Origin of the sequence: Bradyrhizobium sp. 195, from assembly GCF_023101665.1 — a bacterium.
GTDB lineage: Bacteria > Pseudomonadota > Alphaproteobacteria > Rhizobiales > Xanthobacteraceae > Bradyrhizobium.
Genome location: NZ_CP082161.1, coordinates 6,406,893 through 6,421,757, shown reverse-complemented (window position 1 = coordinate 6,421,757; position 14,865 = coordinate 6,406,893). Strand labels below are relative to the sequence as shown.

The 14,865-nt window shown below is 65.1% G+C and carries 15 protein-coding genes; 10 read left to right on the top strand and 5 right to left on the bottom strand.

Translation table 11 applies throughout. From position 1 onward, the window contains the following. Positions 1-133: 133 nt before the first annotated feature. Positions 134-343: a hypothetical protein gene (locus IVB26_RS30070; RefSeq protein WP_246931699.1), complete on the top strand. Its 210-nt coding sequence runs from the start codon at positions 134-136 to the stop codon at positions 341-343. Between the two features lie 77 nt (positions 344-420). Next, positions 421-1,890, top strand: coding sequence for a carboxylesterase/lipase family protein (locus IVB26_RS30065; protein ID WP_247968684.1), 1,470 nt, complete (start codon positions 421-423; stop codon positions 1,888-1,890). Positions 1,891-1,897: 7 nt separating this feature from the next. Here the strand turns inward: IVB26_RS30065 and IVB26_RS30060 are convergent, their stop codons facing one another. Beyond that, the gene (locus IVB26_RS30060) at positions 1,898-2,077 is read right to left on the bottom strand and encodes a hypothetical protein (protein WP_246930086.1); all 180 of its coding nucleotides are present in this window, start codon (positions 2,075-2,077) and stop codon (positions 1,898-1,900) included. A 153-nt stretch (positions 2,078-2,230) separates the two neighbouring features. Here IVB26_RS30060 and IVB26_RS30055 point away from each other — a divergent pair, with 153 nt between their 5' ends. Next, entirely contained in the window at positions 2,231-3,025 is a 795-nt protein-coding gene (locus IVB26_RS30055; RefSeq protein ID WP_247968683.1) for a DODA-type extradiol aromatic ring-opening family dioxygenase, read from the top strand. A gap of 130 nt (positions 3,026-3,155) precedes the next feature. Here the strand turns inward: IVB26_RS30055 and IVB26_RS30050 are convergent, their stop codons facing one another. From IVB26_RS30050 to glgC, 3 genes are read right to left on the bottom strand one after another with little or no spacing between them, the layout of a single operon-like run. After that, complete coding sequence (locus IVB26_RS30050) at positions 3,156-3,416, bottom strand: SemiSWEET transporter (RefSeq protein ID WP_247968682.1); 261 nt, start codon at positions 3,414-3,416, stop codon at positions 3,156-3,158. A gap of 37 nt (positions 3,417-3,453) precedes the next feature. Next, the gene (gene glgA / locus IVB26_RS30045; protein ID WP_247968681.1) at positions 3,454-4,908 is read right to left on the bottom strand and encodes a glycogen synthase GlgA; all 1,455 of its coding nucleotides are present in this window, start codon (positions 4,906-4,908) and stop codon (positions 3,454-3,456) included. Then, positions 4,905-6,167: a glucose-1-phosphate adenylyltransferase gene (gene glgC, locus IVB26_RS30040; protein WP_247968680.1), complete on the bottom strand. Its 1,263-nt coding sequence runs from the start codon at positions 6,165-6,167 to the stop codon at positions 4,905-4,907. The genes glgA and glgC overlap by 4 nt, the downstream gene beginning before the upstream one ends. Positions 6,168-6,449: 282 nt before the next feature. Here glgC and IVB26_RS30035 point away from each other — a divergent pair, with 282 nt between their 5' ends. Then, positions 6,450-6,941 carry a hypothetical protein gene (locus tag IVB26_RS30035; RefSeq protein ID WP_247968679.1) on the top strand — a complete coding sequence of 164 codons (492 nt, stop codon included), beginning with the start codon at positions 6,450-6,452 and terminating at the stop codon, positions 6,939-6,941. A 124-nt stretch (positions 6,942-7,065) separates the two neighbouring features. On the opposite strand, the gene IVB26_RS30030 is transcribed toward IVB26_RS30035, so the two are convergent. Continuing rightward, positions 7,066-8,046 (bottom strand): ABC transporter substrate-binding protein, encoded by a 981-nt coding sequence (locus tag IVB26_RS30030; RefSeq protein WP_247968678.1) that lies wholly within the window; start codon positions 8,044-8,046, stop codon positions 7,066-7,068. 474 nt (positions 8,047-8,520) lie between these two features. Here IVB26_RS30030 and IVB26_RS30025 point away from each other — a divergent pair, with 474 nt between their 5' ends. From IVB26_RS30025 to IVB26_RS30000, 6 genes are all read left to right on the top strand, one after another. Beyond that, positions 8,521-9,624 carry an ABC transporter substrate-binding protein gene (locus tag IVB26_RS30025; RefSeq protein ID WP_247968677.1) on the top strand — a complete coding sequence of 368 codons (1,104 nt, stop codon included), beginning with the start codon at positions 8,521-8,523 and terminating at the stop codon, positions 9,622-9,624. After that, positions 9,602-10,624, top strand: a complete 1,023-nt coding sequence (locus IVB26_RS30020; RefSeq protein WP_247968676.1) for an ABC transporter permease — start codon at positions 9,602-9,604, stop codon at positions 10,622-10,624. Before IVB26_RS30025 ends, IVB26_RS30020 begins: the two co-directional genes overlap by 23 nt. Continuing rightward, entirely contained in the window at positions 10,618-11,415 is a 798-nt protein-coding gene (locus IVB26_RS30015) for an ABC transporter ATP-binding protein (RefSeq protein WP_247968675.1), read from the top strand. The genes IVB26_RS30020 and IVB26_RS30015 overlap by 7 nt, the downstream gene beginning before the upstream one ends. Further along, complete coding sequence (locus IVB26_RS30010; RefSeq protein WP_247968674.1) at positions 11,409-12,581, top strand: acyl-CoA dehydrogenase family protein; 1,173 nt, start codon at positions 11,409-11,411, stop codon at positions 12,579-12,581. Before IVB26_RS30015 ends, IVB26_RS30010 begins: the two co-directional genes overlap by 7 nt. Before the next feature lie 30 nt (positions 12,582-12,611). Next, positions 12,612-13,712 (top strand): LLM class flavin-dependent oxidoreductase, encoded by a 1,101-nt coding sequence (locus IVB26_RS30005; RefSeq protein ID WP_247968673.1) that lies wholly within the window; start codon positions 12,612-12,614, stop codon positions 13,710-13,712. Between the two features lie 288 nt (positions 13,713-14,000). Further along, complete coding sequence (locus IVB26_RS30000; RefSeq protein WP_247968672.1) at positions 14,001-14,846, top strand: CmcJ/NvfI family oxidoreductase; 846 nt, start codon at positions 14,001-14,003, stop codon at positions 14,844-14,846. Positions 14,847-14,865 lie beyond the last annotated feature (19 nt).

Here is a 14,865-nt window from a genome sequence, read left to right as displayed (position 1 = left end):
AGCATCATGGCCACGTGAACCTTGCGGCGCCACACGCATCGCGATGCACAATGGCCGTGATCACCCGGGGTAATCATGTCCGATCCGTCTGTGTATGCTTGCGGCTACAAGCCACGCGTAGCGACCGAGCGTCATGCCAGAGTTGAGTGAGCGGACCAAAGCGAACATGGACGTCGTCCTGGAGGAGACGTGCCGCCAACTGCCGTATGGTGGCGATCACGACAGCCGCAGGTTCATCGCCGAGCGCCTGATCGAGGCGGCAGGGGCTGGCCACTCCACCCTCGGCGAGCTCGGCATCGTCGCGCGCCACGCGCTGGCGGAGCTCATTGCCAAGGGCGGCTAGGTCGCGCGAGGCTTGCCTCTCTGACGGCCGCGGACGTAATCTGCAGGAAACCGTCCGCGCATCGAGATGCTCCGAAGATGCAACCCCTGCTCGCGCTTGTTGCGGCTTCCATTGTCCTGTGCTGCGCCGGCTCGGCCGTGGCTCAGCCGGTCGGACAGTTTCCATTCGCACTGACGCGTGAAGGGCAGATGCTCGGCGCCGTCGAAGGCGAGGTGGCCTCGTTCAAGGGGCTGGCCTATGCTTCGCCGCCGGTCGGTGCGCTGCGCTGGCGCCCGCCGCAGCCGACGCTCGAAAGTTCGGAGATGCACACCGCCTACGAGTATGGCGCGCCGTGCCTTCAGCCGGCGCTACAGGCTTCGAGCGAGGATTGTCTCACGCTGAACGTGTTCCGTCCCTTCGGGGTCGACGGTCCGCTGCCGGTGATGATCTTCATTCACGGTGGCGGCTTTATCGGCGGCACGGCGAATGATCGGCTGTACGACGGCGCCAAGCTCGCGCAGGCCGGCCTCATCGTGGTCACCGTCAACTATCGCCTTGGTGTGCTCGGCTGGCTCGCTCACCCGGCGCTGTCGCAGGGCTCGGGCAATCACGGGCTGATGGACCAGATCGCGGCACTTCGATGGGTTCACGACAACATCGCGGCCTTCGGCGGCGATCCTGACAACGTCACCCTGTTCGGCAGCGATGCAGGCGCGACGTCGATCGCGCTGCTGATGCTGTCTGCGCAATCGCAGGGTCTCTTCCAGAAAGCCATTCTGCAATCGGTCCCCGCTCGCGCGCACCTGCGCTCGGCACAGGACGCCGAAGCCCTCGGCCGTCAGTTCGTCGCGGCGCTTGGACCGCAGGCCGATTGGCGTGCCGCCGAACCGCGGTACCTGCGTGCGGCCGAAAGCAGTCTGTTGCGGAAATCGCGACGCTGCTTCGCGCCAACCATAGACGGACGTCTCGTGACCGAGGAGATTGCCGCCGGCTTTGCGGCCGGACATCAAAGCCGCATTCCCCTGATCATCGGCTCGAACGATGACGAGACCGGTTTCGACAGTGAGTTCGAGATCAAGGAGGAGGTCGCATCTTCGGGCATCACAAACGATGAGCTGCACAGGCTCTATCCCGACCTTGCCAGGCCTTCGGAGCTTGCGGCACGGTTCTATACCGACAAGGTCTTTTCCGAGCCCGCAAGATTGCTGGCCCGCCTACATGCCGCAGGCGGCGCGGCGACCTTTCGCTATCGCTTCGCCTATGTGCCTGAGTCCGGCCGCGCCAATCCCGAGGGCGGGCACGGGCGGGAATTGCAGTTCATCTTCGGTGTGGAAGGCGTGCCAGGAGCGGGCATCCTCTCGCGAGGTGATCGCGAGGTCGCAAGTCGCATGCGGTCCTATTGGATCAACTTCGCCAGGAGCGGTGATCCCAACGGTCTCGATCTGCCGCATTGGAACGCCGCGGCAGGCCGCGATCGCCTGCTGCTGATCACGAACGATCGCATCGCGAGCGGGGACGATCCCTTCGCGGAGCGTCTTGACCGGCTCACAGGCGAGAGCAGAAATTGAGTTGGACTTAAGCCGCGAGCTCGACGCGCGGCGCCGGGCTCAGCCGGTCTTCCTCCAGATAGTCCATCGCACCGTCCTTCTCGACGGCGTAGAATTGCTGGCCATCCCGCGACTTGAAGGCGGCGCGAACGATGCCGCGGCGGCCCTTGTCACTGTTGACGACGTCCCCCAGCGCAAACTTCTTCATCTCACGTCTCACCTGTCTTCAGGCCGACTGCTTCGGCCACGTCCGGATTTTGGGCGGCAAATCGTTAACGACTTGCTAACCATGCCGGTTTGCCTATGCTCGCCGCCGGTCGCGCGGGCATTTGCACGCGCATGTTGCCGACGAGACGAACCCATGACGCGATTTCCGACCCTCTTCCTGTCGCATGGCGGCGGTCCTTGGCCGTTCATGGACGACAGGCGGGTGCAATATGCCAAGACCGCGGCGGAGTTCGGCCGGCTGCCGCAGCTGTTGCCGGCGAGGCCGAAGGCCGTGCTCGTCATCACCGGCCATTGGGAGGCCGATGCCTTCACCGTGTCGACCTCGGCGCATCCGCCGATGGTGTACGACTACTACGGTTTCCCCGAGCATACCTACCGCCTCAAATATCCGGCGCCGGGCCAGCCCGAGCTCGCAGCCGAGGTGAAGGCGCTGCTCGCGCGCGCAGGCCTCGATTGCCGGGAAGATCCCAATCAGGGTTTTGATCACGGCACCTTCGTGCCGCTCGGGCTGATGTATCCGGACGCCGACATGCCGATCGTGCTGCTCTCGCTGAAGTCGAGTTATGACGCGGCCGAGCACGTCAAGGTCGGGCAGGCGATTGCATCGCTCCGCGATGAAGGCATCCTGATCGTCGGCAGCGGGCTGACCTATCACAACATGCGCGGCTTCAACCGGCCGGAGTCCAAGCCTGTCTCCTACGATTTCGAGGCCTATCTCAATGAGGCGATCAGCAACCCGGATCCGGCCCGCCGCAACGCGATGCTGGTTGATTGGGACAACGCACCGAGCGCGCGCCTGGCCCATCCGCGCGAGGACCACCTGCTGCCGCTGATGGTGGCCGCCGGCGCGGCCGGCAGCGACGTGGGTCACCGTGTTTTCGTCGACGAGGTCGCGAGCGTCGCGATGGCGTCGTATATGTTTGGATAGTCGTAGTATCGTAGGGCGGATTAGCCTGCGGCTGCGCGAAGCGCAGTCCGCTGGCGTAATCCGCCGTCGTGCTGCAGCAAAGGTGGCGGATTACGCCTTCGGCTAATCCGCCCTACGGATCTGCGCTACCTCACCCGTATTTCAGCTTCATGAACAGGATGCCGCCGGCGAGCACCATGGTGATGGCGTTGGCGGCGACCAGCGGGGCATCGCCCGAGAGCAGGCCGTAGACGAGCCAAAGCGCCAAGCCCAGCACCATGACCAGGAACATGCCGAGCGAGATGTCTCCGGTGGAGCGGGTCTTCCACACTTTGATGGCTTGCGGCGCGTAGGCCACGGTGGTGCAGGTAGCGGCGGCAAAGCCGATCAGCTTGATCACGAAAGGGTCCATGGCGGCTCTATAGCATGGATTCGACGACGGCCACGCCTCACGCGCGGGATGTCATGAGATCGCGATAGAGCGCGGCATAGTCGCCGGCGCGGTTGCGCCAGGACACGTCGGTCGCAAGGCCGTTACGTTGCAGCCGGCGCCAGGTCTGCTTGTCGTGGAAGGCGGTGTTGGCCTTGCGCAAGCTGCCGGCGAAGGCATCCGCCGTCACGGGTGCGAACTTGAATCCGGTGGCATCGCGCCCGGAGGCGTCGGCCTCGCCGACATCGACGATGGTGTCCTCGAGCCCGCCGACGCGTGCGACGATCGGGACGGCACCGTAGCGCAGCGCGCACAGCTGGGTCAGGCCGCATGGCTCGAAGCGCGAGGGCACGAGAAGCGCGTCCGAGCCGGCCTGGAGCAGATGCGCCAGGATCTCGTCATAGCCGATCACGACCCCGATCCGGCCGGGATTTGCGCGGGCCGCGGCCTGGTAGCGATCCTGGAGATCGCGGTCGCCGCTGCCGAGCAGCGCGAGCTGCATGCCTTCGCCCAAGATGGTTGGAATGACCTCGAGCAGGAGATCGAGCCCCTTCTGCCACGACAGCCGGCTGATGACGCCGAGCAGCGGCGCTTCATCCGAGGAATCGAGGTTGAACTGCTGCTGCAGCACCGCCTTGTTCGCGGCCCGGAACGTCAGGTCCTCCGCGCCGTAGCGGTAGGCGATGTGCGGATCGTCCTGCGGATTCCACACCGAGATGTCAATGCCGTTGAGGATGCCGCTGAGCACATGCGCGCGTGCGCGCAAGAGGCCGCCGAACCCCATGCCGCCTTCGTCGCTCTGGATCTCCCGCGCGTAGGTCGGCGACACCGTGGTGATGCGATCGGCGAATTGCAGGCCGGCTTTCAGGAAGCTGATGCCGCCGAAATATTCGAGTTCATCGACGTTGAAGGAATGCCAGGGCAGGCCGATCGCGCCGATCAGCTCAGGCGCGAATTTGCCCTGATAGGCCATGTTGTGGATGGTCATCACGGTCGCGGGCCGCGGGCGATTGTCGTAGTGCAGATAGGCCGGCGCGAGCCCGGCCTGCCAGTCGTGGGCGTGCACGACATCGGGCACGAAGGCCGGGACGAGGCCGTGGCCGATATCGGCGGCGATGCGCGACAGCGCCGCGAAGCGCACGCCATTGTCCGGCCAGTCGACGCCCTCGCTGGTGACGTAGGGGTTGCCCGGCCGCGCATATAGATGCGGCACGTCGAGCACGAATAGGTCGAGCCCATCGTGGGAGCCGGCGAGCAGCCGTCCGGGGCCGCCGAAATAATCCGGCCAGTGCCGGATCTCCTCGGCGTTCGATACGAGCCGCATCACGTCGGGATAGCCCGGCATCAAGGTGCGCATCTCGACGCCATGCGCCTTCAGCGCGATCGGCAGCGCGCCGGCGACATCCGCGAGGCCGCCGGTCTTGACGATGGGATAGACTTCAGAAGCGACCGCGAGGACGCGAACAGGCGTCATTTATTGAGCCCGTCGATCATCGGCTGGGTGATTAGCGAGATGCCCTGCTCGGTGGTGCGGAATCGTTTCATGTCGAGCTCGGGATCTTCGCCGACGACGAGGCCTTCCGGAATCTCGACGCCGCGGTCGATCACGACGTTCTTCAGCCGCGCGCCGCGTCCGACATTCACATAGGGCATGATCACGGCGTTCTCGACATTGGCATAGGAATTGATGCGCACGCCGGTGAACAGCAGCGAGCGGCGCAGCGACGCGCCGGAGATGATGCAGCCGCCCGAGACCAGCGAGCTCACGGCCTGGCCGCGCCGGGCCTCCTCGTCATGAACGAATTTCGCCGGCGGCGTGATCTCCGCATAGGACCAGATCGGCCAGGCGCGGTCGAACAGGTCGAGCTCCGGCACGACGTCGGTGAGATCGATATTGGCGGACCAGTAGGCGTCGACCGTGCCGACGTCACGCCAATAGGCGCCGTTGTGGCCGTTGGAGCGCACGCAGGAGGTCGAGAACTGGTGCGCGATCGCGCGGCCGTTCTTGACGAGGTATGGAATGATGTCCTTGCCGAAATCGTGGTTGGAGTTCGAGTCCTCGGCGTCGCGCTTGAGTTGGTCGAACAGGAATTTCGCGTTGAAGACGTAGATGCCCATGCTGGCGAGCGAGACGTCCGGCTTGCCCGGCATCGGCGGCGGATCTTTCGGCTTCTCCAGGAACTCCTGAATCCAGCCGTTCTCGTCGACGTGCATGATGCCGAAGCCCGAGGATTCCGCGCGCGGCATCTCCAGGCAGCCGACCGTGACGTCGGCGCCGCTCTCGACGTGCTGGCGCAGCATCACCTCGTAATCCATCTTGTAGATGTGGTCGCCCGCCAGCACCACGATGAAGCGGCAGGCGTGGGATTCGATGATGTCGATGTTCTGGTAGACCGCGTCCGCCGTGCCGACATACCACATGTTCTCGGAGACGCGCTGACTCGCGGGCAGGATGTCGAAACTCTCGTTCCGCTCGGGCCGGAAGAAGTTCCAGCCCATCTGTAGATGGCGGATCAGGCTATGCGCCTTGTACTGGGTCGCCACCGCGATCCGGCGGATGCCTGAATTGACGGCATTCGACAGCGCGAAATCGATGATGCGGGATTTTCCGCCGAAATAGACCGCGGGCTTGGCACGCCGGTCGGTCAGCTCCAAAAGCCGGCTGCCGCGCCCCCCGGCCAGGACGAACGCCAGCGCCTGACGGGCAAGCGGCTCATTACCGACGGCACTCATGTCATCCTCCCACTCTGGAATTTCGGGACTTTTTGTCGCGAGAAGGCCCCGCGGTCCCGCGCCCACTGGAACCGATAGTAACGGCACGCATAGTAAATCAGGAAGTAGGTTGTTGGTTGCGAACGCGGCAAGCTTAATGCTTTCGCCTTGGCGATCCAGCAGCGCGCCGTGGGCGGGACTTGTGCGCCGCACGCAAAATCCGGCTTTGACTCGGCGCCGGGATACCCGATCATGGTGTTGCGATCCTTTTTCCAAGCGAAACGTCAGACAGGGAGTAAGACGATGAGGATTTGGAGAACGGCAATTGCCTGTGGCCTGGCCGGCGCGGTCGTCGCCGGCGAAATTCAGCAGGTGGCGGCAGCCCCGCTGCCGACCAACGTCGCGACGATGAAGGCGGCAGTCGGAGATGATGTCACGCCGGTATATTGGCGCGGTCGCGGCTGGGGTGGCGGCTGGGGCTGGGGTCTCGGCGGCCTCGCAGCCGGCGCGATCATCGGTGGTGCCATCGCCGCCGGCGCGCCTTACGGCTATGGCTACTATGGCGGTGGCCCGTACTACGGCGGTTATGGATATCCGGGCTATGGTTACGGCTATGCGCCGGCCTATTATGGTGGTGGCTATGGGCCGTACGCCTATGGTCCGGGCTACGGTTATGGGTATCGTTCGTACTACCGTCCCCGTCCCTATTACGGCTACCGCTATGGCTACTACCGGCCTCGGGCGTATTACCGGCCTCGGGCGTATTACCGGCCTTACTACCGCGGCTATTGGTAAGCACCGCGCGGCTAGAGCGACAGCCACACGATCAGGCTCATGCAGGCGAAATGCGCGAGCACGATCGCGGCGAGATGCAGCGGGCCGGCCTTGAGGCGAAGCCTGCGCATCCCGCCGCCGTCGCTTAATTCGATCCCGCGGCCGCAGCGGTGAAGCTGCGGTCGACGGCTTGGCTGACGTCGAGCTTCTTCGGCAGGATGCCGTAGCGCGTTGAGCGGTCGGAGGCAGCCTGGATTTCCTTGACCACGTTCTCGTCGATCACGATCGGGCTGGTGCGCTGTGCGGTGTAGGCCGAGAGCAGCACGTCTTCCGGCAGCTTGGTCAGTTCGGCCGTGTTCCTGGCGTACTCGGCAACATGATCCAGCGACCATAGCCGCGCCTTGTTGAGCCGCTGCACCAGGTCCTGCACCGCCGCGCGCTTGGTGGCGATGGCGTTGTCGGATGCGACGATGAACGTGATGGTCGGCGTCAGGCCTTCGCCGTCGGCGACCACCCGGGCCTTGTCCTTCAGCGTCGCGAACGAGACGTAGGGCTCCCACACCGCCCAGGCATCGATCGAGCCGGCGAGCAGCGCGATCTTGGCGTCGACCGGCCCGAGCGGTGCGAAGGTCGCATCCTCCAGCTTGATCCCTGCTTTCTCCAGCGTTGCGTCGATCAGGAACTGGCCCCAGCCGCCGCGCGTGCCGGCGAGCCGTTTGCCCCTGAGATCAGCAGCCGATTTGATCGGCGAATCCTGGCGTACCAGAATGGCCTGCGTCTTCGCGTCCGACCTGGTGCCGCCGATCGCCTTGATCGGCGCGCCGGCCGCATAGACCGACAGGAACGAGAGATCGCCGGTATAGCCGACGTCGAGCGCACCGGCGTTGAGCGCTTCGAGGATCGGCGCGGCCGCGGGAAATTCCGACCATTCGATTTTGTAGGGCAGGTCTTTCGCGTAGCCGGAGATCTCGAGCAGCGACCGGTTGCCGCCCTTCTGGTCGCCGACGCGCAGTACGACGGTGTCGGCCGCGAACAATGTGGCAGTCGTCGACAAGGTGACGGCGGCGGCAAGCAGCGATGCCGCGAGACGGCGGGTGATGAGATGATGACGGGAGTTGATGCGCATGTGGCCTGTCTTGTTGCTTTGCTCACGACGCGTGAGCGAACGATGCAGCGAGACGATCAAGTCTATGATCGCGCTATGCGCAGTCAATGAAATGGCCGTCCGTATTGCGCGTGCGTCAGGCAAGGACGTTTCATCGAATGGCCGCGCGCGAGAAGATGGCATGCTTGCTAGGGAGATGTGCACAGGAATGATGCGCATGTGTGGTCGTCCCGCGCGGAGTTGCCAGCCGCATTCGCAAAAATCCTTTCATCGTTGCCGCGTGCGGCGATGGAGAGAATGACTTCGCTTCGCGCAACATTCGAAATTCCATTTCATTGACGATGCGTCGCGTGCGCCGCATGATTTACGCATCGCATCAACGCGGCGCATGATCGCCGCAGAACGACATTCTCTCAACGCATCTCCGCACGGAACATGCGCAACGCGACACGTTGCGTAAGCGGCGGAGCTGTGCCAGCGCAGGAGCGGGGACTGATGAACAACGACAACAAGCGCAGCGGTTCAGGACTGGACCGGCGCCATTTGCTTCAGGCGGGACTGGCTGCAGCCTTCGCCGCGCCGCTGGGCGCCCTTGGTGCGGCGCAGGCCTTCGCGCCGGGCGGGATTGCGACCGGCGTCGATTTCTCGGAGTTTCCGCTGTGCCGGACGGCATCGGATGCGCCTGCGCTCACCGGCGCGCCGCGCAAGCTGAAGCTGTCGTGGAACGCCGGCGCGGTGTGCTTGGCGCCGGTGCCGGTCGCCATCGAGCACGGCTTCTTCCAGAAGCACAATCTCGACGTCGAGCTCATCAACTATTCCGGCTCGACCGACCAATTGCTCGAGGCGATCGCGACGGGCAAGAGCGACGCGGGTCTCGGCATGGCGCTGCGCTGGCTGAAGCCGCTGGAGCAGGGCTTTGACGTCAAGATCGCCGCCGGCACCCATGGCGGCTGCATGCGCGTCCTGACCCGCGCGGATTCCAGTGTAAGCAAGCTCGCCGATCTCAAGGGCAAGATCGTCGCGGTTGGCGATCTGGCAGGCCCCGACAAGAACTTCTTCTCCATTCAGCTCGCAAAGCTCGGCATCGATCCCAACAAGGACGTCGATTGGCGCGCCTATCCCGGCAACCTGCTCAACGTCGCCGTGGAGAAGGGCGAGGTGCAGGCGTTTCTGTCGTCCGATCCGCTCGGCTATCTCTGGCTCAAGGACAGTCAGTACAAGGAAGTCGCGTCCAATCTCGACGGCGAGTATCGCGACAAGAGCTGCTGCATCCTTGGCCTGCGCGGCTCGCTTGTGCGCGAGGAACCTCAAGTCGCTCGCGCGCTGACCCAAGCGCTGCTCGACGCCGCGACGTTCACCGCGCAAAATCCGGCCGTGACGGCAAAGTCGTTCCAGCCCTACGCGCCGAAGACCGCGTCGCTCGCCGACATCGAGGGCATGGTGCGCTACCACACCCACCATCATCATCCCGTCGGCGAGATCCTGAAGCGCGAGCTCAAGGGCTATGCGGACGATCTGAAGAGCGTGCAGGTCTTCAAGCCGGGCACCGACACGGCCAAATTCGCGGAGCGCATCTATGTCGACGTATTCGCTGTCTGACGGCCTCGCCTCTGGCGCGCCGCGTCTCTCCCGCGCGCCGCTGCTTGCGGGCTGGATCCGGGAGTCCGGCGCCGGAGTTCTCGCCAGCATCGCCTGGATCGCCTTCGGCCTGTCCTGCCTGTGGTGGCAGGATGTCGGCGACTGGACGCGTACGCATTCGCTCGGCATTGCCGCCTTTGTCATTGCGGCGATCGCGCTGTTCGGAACCGTCGGCGCCGACTATTTGGGATCCGCGGGACGGGCATTGCACAAGCGCGCGCCCTGGCTCCTCGCACTCGGCGCGTTCCTGACCCTGTGGGAGGTCGCGACCGCCAAATTCGCCTGGCTGCCGCTGCCGTTCTTCCCGCCGCCGCAGGCGATCATCGAAGTCTATACCGATGATCTGCCGAAGCTGCTCGATAGCGTCTTTGCCTCTGTCAAGCTCCAGCTCGGCGGCTATCTGATCGGCGCGACGGTCGGCTTTCTCACCGGCGTCTCGATCGGCTGGTCGCGCGCAGTCGGCTATTGGGTGCATCCGGTGCTGCGATTCATCGGCCCGCTGCCGGCGACCGCTTGGCTGCCGATCGCTTTCTTCACGTTCCCGTCGAGCTGGAGCGCCTCGACCTTCCTGATTGCGCTGGCGACCGGCTTTCCGGTCACCGTGCTGACCTGGTCGGGCGTCGCGAGCGTCAGCAACGCCTATTACGACGTCGCGCGCACGCTGGGCGCAAAGCCATCCTTCCTGGTGTTGAAGGTCGCGATCCCCGCAGCATTGCCGCACGTCTTCGTCGGCCTGTTCATGGGACTGGGCTCGTCCTTCGCCGTGCTCGTCGTTGCCGAGATGATCGGCGTCAAGGCTGGGCTCGGCTGGTACCTGCAATGGGCGCAGGGCTGGGCCGCCTACGCCAACATGTATGCGGCGCTGATCGTGATGTCGCTGCTCTGCTCCGGCGCGATCACGCTGCTGTTTGCCATCCGCGACCGGCTGCTGGTCTGGCAGAAGGGGACCGTGAAATGGTAGCTACAGGTCTCGCCGAAGCGATCACGCATCCGGCCGCCGGCGCCGCGCTCGACATCGAGCAGGTCAGCCACGCCTTCGACATCGACGGCACCACACTTCCGGTGCTCAGCGACGTCAGCATCTCCGTGGAGCCAGGCGAGTTCGTGGCGCTGCTCGGGCCCTCCGGCTGCGGCAAGTCGACCTTGCTGCGGCTGGTCGCCGGCCTCGACAAGCCCAAAGCGGGGAGGCTGCGGGAGGACGAGCAGCGCATCAGAAGCCCGCATCCATCGCGCGTGGTCGTGTTCCAGGATCCGACCCTGTTTCCCTGGCGGTCGGTCTGGGACAACGTCGCCCTGGGCCTCGAGGCCCAGGGCATTTTGAAGAGCCAGCGTCACCGCGTCGACGCCGCGCTCGATCTGGTCGGCCTGTCGTCGTTCCGCAACGCCTATCCGCACCAGCTCTCCGGCGGCATGGCGCAGCGCGTCGCGCTGGCGCGTGCGCTGGTCAACGATCCAAAAATCCTGATCCTCGACGAGCCGCTCGGAAAATTGGACTCGCTGACCCGCATCACCATGCAGGCCGAACTCGTCGCGCTGTGGCAGCGCAAGGGCTTTACCACGCTGCTGGTGACGCACGACGCCGAGGAGGCCCTGGTGCTCGCCAACCGCGTCATCGTCTTCAGCGATCGCCCGGCTCGCGTGAAGGCCGACATCCGCGTCGATCGGCCCTATCCGCGGCATCGCGGCGATCCATATCTGGCCGATCTGCGCCGCCAGATCCTCCGCCTGCTGGGACTGGATGCGACATGGTGACTCCCGCAGCCAAAGGACGGATGCCGCATAGCGAACCCGATTACATCGCCCGCGCCGAGGCGCTGGCGACGGGCTTTGCCGCGCGCGCGGCCGAGCACGACCGCACCGGCAGCTTCCCGTTCGAGAACTTTCGCGAATTATCGGAAGCCGGCCTGTTGTCGCTGACGGTGCCGGCCGTCCATGGCGGTGCCGGAGCAGGCGCAAGATATTCCGCGCGCGTGATCGGCATCATCGGCAAGGCCGATCCGTCCACGGCGCTGGTGCTGTCGATGCACACGATCAATCATCTGGTCATGGCGCGAAGCCCGACCTGGCCGGCGCGGCTGTCGCGCAAGCTCGCGCGCGAGAGCGTCGAGGGCCTCGCGCTCGTCAACGCGCTGCGTGTCGAGCCGGAGCTCGGCTCGCCCGCCCGCGGCGGCCTGCCCGCGACGATCGCGCGGCGCACCGAGACCGGCTGGCGGCTCTCCGGCCACAAGATCTATTCGACGGGCTCGCCGATCCTGAAATGGTATCTGGTCTGGGCTCGGACCGACGAGGTCGAGCCGCGCGTCGGTCAGTTCCTGGTGCCGGCGGGTCTGCCGGGCGCCAGCATCGTCGAGACCTGGGACCATCATGGCCTGCGCGCCAGCGGCAGCCACGACGTGATCTTCGACGACGTGGTGATTCCGCTCGATGCCGAGGTCGACCTGCGCAAGCCCGCGGACTGGCGCACGCCCGACGTCACGCAGGCGACCATCCACACAATGTTCGTCGCCGCGATCTATGACGGCGTCGCCCGCGCCGCGCGGGACTGGCTGATCTCCTTCCTGAAGCAACGCGTTCCCGCCAGCCTCGGCGCGCCGCTCGCGAGCCTGCCACGGGCGCAGGAGATTCTCGGTGCTATCGAGGCGCGGCTCGCGGTCAATGCGCGGCTGATCGACACGTTTGCGCGTGATTTCGATGACGGCGTGCAGCTCTCTGCGAGCGAGTCCAACGTCGTCAAGCTCACCGTGACCAACAACGCCGTTGCCGCGGTGGAGGACGCGCTGTCGCTCACCGGCAATCACGGTCTGTCCCGCGCCAATCCGCTGGAGCGCCACTATCGCGACGTGCTGTGCGGCCGCGTGCACACCCCGCAGGACGATTCCACGCGCATCGGCCTCGGCCGAGCCGCATTGGGCCTCTAGCTTTTCCCGGAAAACAATCAGGAGACGGACATGTCGATCGAGTTCATCGGCTTCATCAGCAACAACAATTCGTCCGAAACCGTCGTCCGCCAAGGACCGGTGCTCGACCCCACCCACATCGTGACGGTGGCGAAGGCGCATGAGAACGCCGGGTTCGATCGCGCACTGCTGGCGTTTCATTCGACCTCGCCGGACGCGCTCCAGGTGGCCCAGCACGTCCTCAACACGACCTCCCGCCTCAACGTGCTGATCGCGCAGCGGCCCGGATTCACCGCGCCGACGCTGCTGGCGCGGCAGTTCGCCGTGCTCGACCAATTTTCGCGCGGCAGGGTCGCGCTTCACGTCATCACCGGCGGCAACGCCGCTGAGCTCAGGCAGGACGGCAATACGCTCGACGACAAGGACGAGCGTTACGCGCGCACCTCCGAATTCCTCGATGTGCTCAAGCTGGAATGGACCAGCGACAAGCCGTTCACCTACAAGGGCAGTTACTATCAGGTCGAAAATGCGTTCTCACAGGTAAAGCCGTATCGCCCCGACGGCATCCGCATCTATTTCGGCGGCGCCTCGGATGCGGCAATCGACGTCGCCGGCAAGCACGCCGACACGTTTGCGCTATGGGGAGAATCCTACGCGCAGGTGCGTGACGTCACCTCCCGTGTTCACAATGCTGCGGTCCGCCAGGGGCGGCCGACGCCGCGCTTCAGCCTGTCGGTCCGTCCGATCATCGCCGCCACCGAAAAGCAGGCCTGGGAGAAGGCGGAAGAGATTCTTGCGCGCGCCACAGCGCTTCAGGACAAGACCGGCTATCGCAAGCCCGCCGACGGCCACGCTACCGCCGGCGCGCGACGCCTGCTCACGCTCGCCGACCAGGGCAGCCGCATCGACAAGCGGCTCTGGACCGAGATCGCAAAACTCACCGGCGCCAACAGCAACACCACGGCCTTGGTCGGCACGCCCGAGCAGGTCGCCGAGGTCTTCGGTGACTATTACGACCTCGGCATCGGCCATTTCCTGATCCGCGGCTTCGACCCGCTGATCGATGCGATCGAATATGGCCGCGAGCTGATCCCGCTGACCCGGGAGCTGATCGCCAAGCGCCAGGCCGTCCGCGGGGAGGCTGCGGAATGATGGCCACGGAGAGGGTCTCGCCGCGCAGCGGCGAGACGGGTGAGGGGTCTCTCTCCGCGATCACATCTCTGACATCTTGAACTCGCGGATACACACCCCTCATCCGGCGCTACGCGCCACCTTCTCCCACAAGGGGAGAAGGTGGCCAACGCGCACCGGCTGCCCTCGAAATATTCCTTCTGCATTCCCTGCCGCCCACAACACCCCCATTGCTATTTGCACCGCCTCCCTTGCGCCCCTTCGCATCCCCGCAAAAATCAATCCGACGACCACATCGGGAGACCGGCCATGGGCCTGCAAGAAACAAAAATCGAATCGCTTCCCTTCGTCACTGCCGAACTCATCTATCTCGCACCTGTTACAACCAAGCCGCGCACCTATGCCTTCGATCCGCCGCCGGGCGAGCCAAAGAGCACTGCGCTCGCCGAGCCGCATCAGGTGCCGATCTTCGATGCGCGGCTGATCGCCCAGAATTTCTCGCTCGACCGCGAAGGCTTTGCGCTGGTGCGCCATCCGACCCGGGTGAAGGATTTTTTTGACGAGGCGGAGGTGAGGGCGGTCTACTATCCCGCCGTCGAGGCGTTCCTGCGCGCGACGCTGCAGGCCGACCGCGTCGTCATCTTCGACCATACCGTGCGCAAGCGCGTCGAGGGTGCCGCCGACATTCGCGGCGGCGGTCCGCGCCAGCCGGCAACGCGCGTCCATGTCGACCAGACCGACGCCTCCGGCGCCAACCGCGTGCGCGAGCATCTGCCTGACGAAGCCGAAGAGCTGCTCAAGGGCCGCGTGCAGGTGATCAATCTGTGGCGGCCGATCCGCGGTCCGTTGCGCGATTCACCGCTGGCGATGGCCGACGGCACGACGGTCGCGCCGGATGATCTGATCGCCTCCGATCTGATCTATCCCAACCGCCGCGGCGAGACCTATTCGGTGAGGTACAACCCGAACCATCGCTGGTTCTACTTCCCCGAGATGACACCGGACGAAGCCCTGCTGCTCAAATGCTATGATTCCGCAACCGACGGCCGCACCCGCTTCGGGCCGCACACCGCGTTCGTCGATCCGACCACGCCGCAAGACGCCGCACCGCGCGAAAGTATCGAGGTGCGGACGCTGGTCTTTCACAAACAGTAACAATGTGTGATGGCGCTGC

Bases quoted from the DNA above. Each gene is read 5' to 3' on its own strand.
- IVB26_RS30050 (WP_247968682.1), bottom strand. From the start codon at position 3,416: ATGGACCCTTTCGTGATCAAGCTGATCGGCTTTGCCGCCGCTACCTGC.
- IVB26_RS30060 (WP_246930086.1), bottom strand. From the start codon at position 2,077: ATGAAGAAGTTTGCGCTGGGGGACGTCGTCAACAGTGACAAGGGCCGC.
- IVB26_RS30025 (WP_247968677.1), top strand. From the start codon at position 8,521: ATGAACAACGACAACAAGCGCAGCGGTTCAGGACTGGACCGGCGCCAT.
- IVB26_RS30030 (WP_247968678.1), bottom strand. From the start codon at position 8,046: ATGCGCATCAACTCCCGTCATCATCTCATCACCCGCCGTCTCGCGGCA.
- glgC (WP_247968680.1), bottom strand. From the start codon at position 6,167: ATGAGTGCCGTCGGTAATGAGCCGCTTGCCCGTCAGGCGCTGGCGTTC.
- IVB26_RS30070 (WP_246931699.1), top strand. From the start codon at position 134: ATGCCAGAGTTGAGTGAGCGGACCAAAGCGAACATGGACGTCGTCCTG.
- IVB26_RS30010 (WP_247968674.1), top strand. From the start codon at position 11,409: ATGGTGACTCCCGCAGCCAAAGGACGGATGCCGCATAGCGAACCCGAT.
- IVB26_RS30055 (WP_247968683.1), top strand. From the start codon at position 2,231: ATGACGCGATTTCCGACCCTCTTCCTGTCGCATGGCGGCGGTCCTTGG.
- IVB26_RS30035 (WP_247968679.1), top strand. From the start codon at position 6,450: ATGAGGATTTGGAGAACGGCAATTGCCTGTGGCCTGGCCGGCGCGGTC.
- glgA (WP_247968681.1), bottom strand. From the start codon at position 4,908: ATGACGCCTGTTCGCGTCCTCGCGGTCGCTTCTGAAGTCTATCCCATC.
- IVB26_RS30000 (WP_247968672.1), top strand. From the start codon at position 14,001: ATGGGCCTGCAAGAAACAAAAATCGAATCGCTTCCCTTCGTCACTGCC.
- IVB26_RS30020 (WP_247968676.1), top strand. From the start codon at position 9,602: ATGTCGACGTATTCGCTGTCTGACGGCCTCGCCTCTGGCGCGCCGCGT.
- IVB26_RS30065 (WP_247968684.1), top strand. From the start codon at position 421: ATGCAACCCCTGCTCGCGCTTGTTGCGGCTTCCATTGTCCTGTGCTGC.
- IVB26_RS30015 (WP_247968675.1), top strand. From the start codon at position 10,618: ATGGTAGCTACAGGTCTCGCCGAAGCGATCACGCATCCGGCCGCCGGC.
- IVB26_RS30005 (WP_247968673.1), top strand. From the start codon at position 12,612: ATGTCGATCGAGTTCATCGGCTTCATCAGCAACAACAATTCGTCCGAA.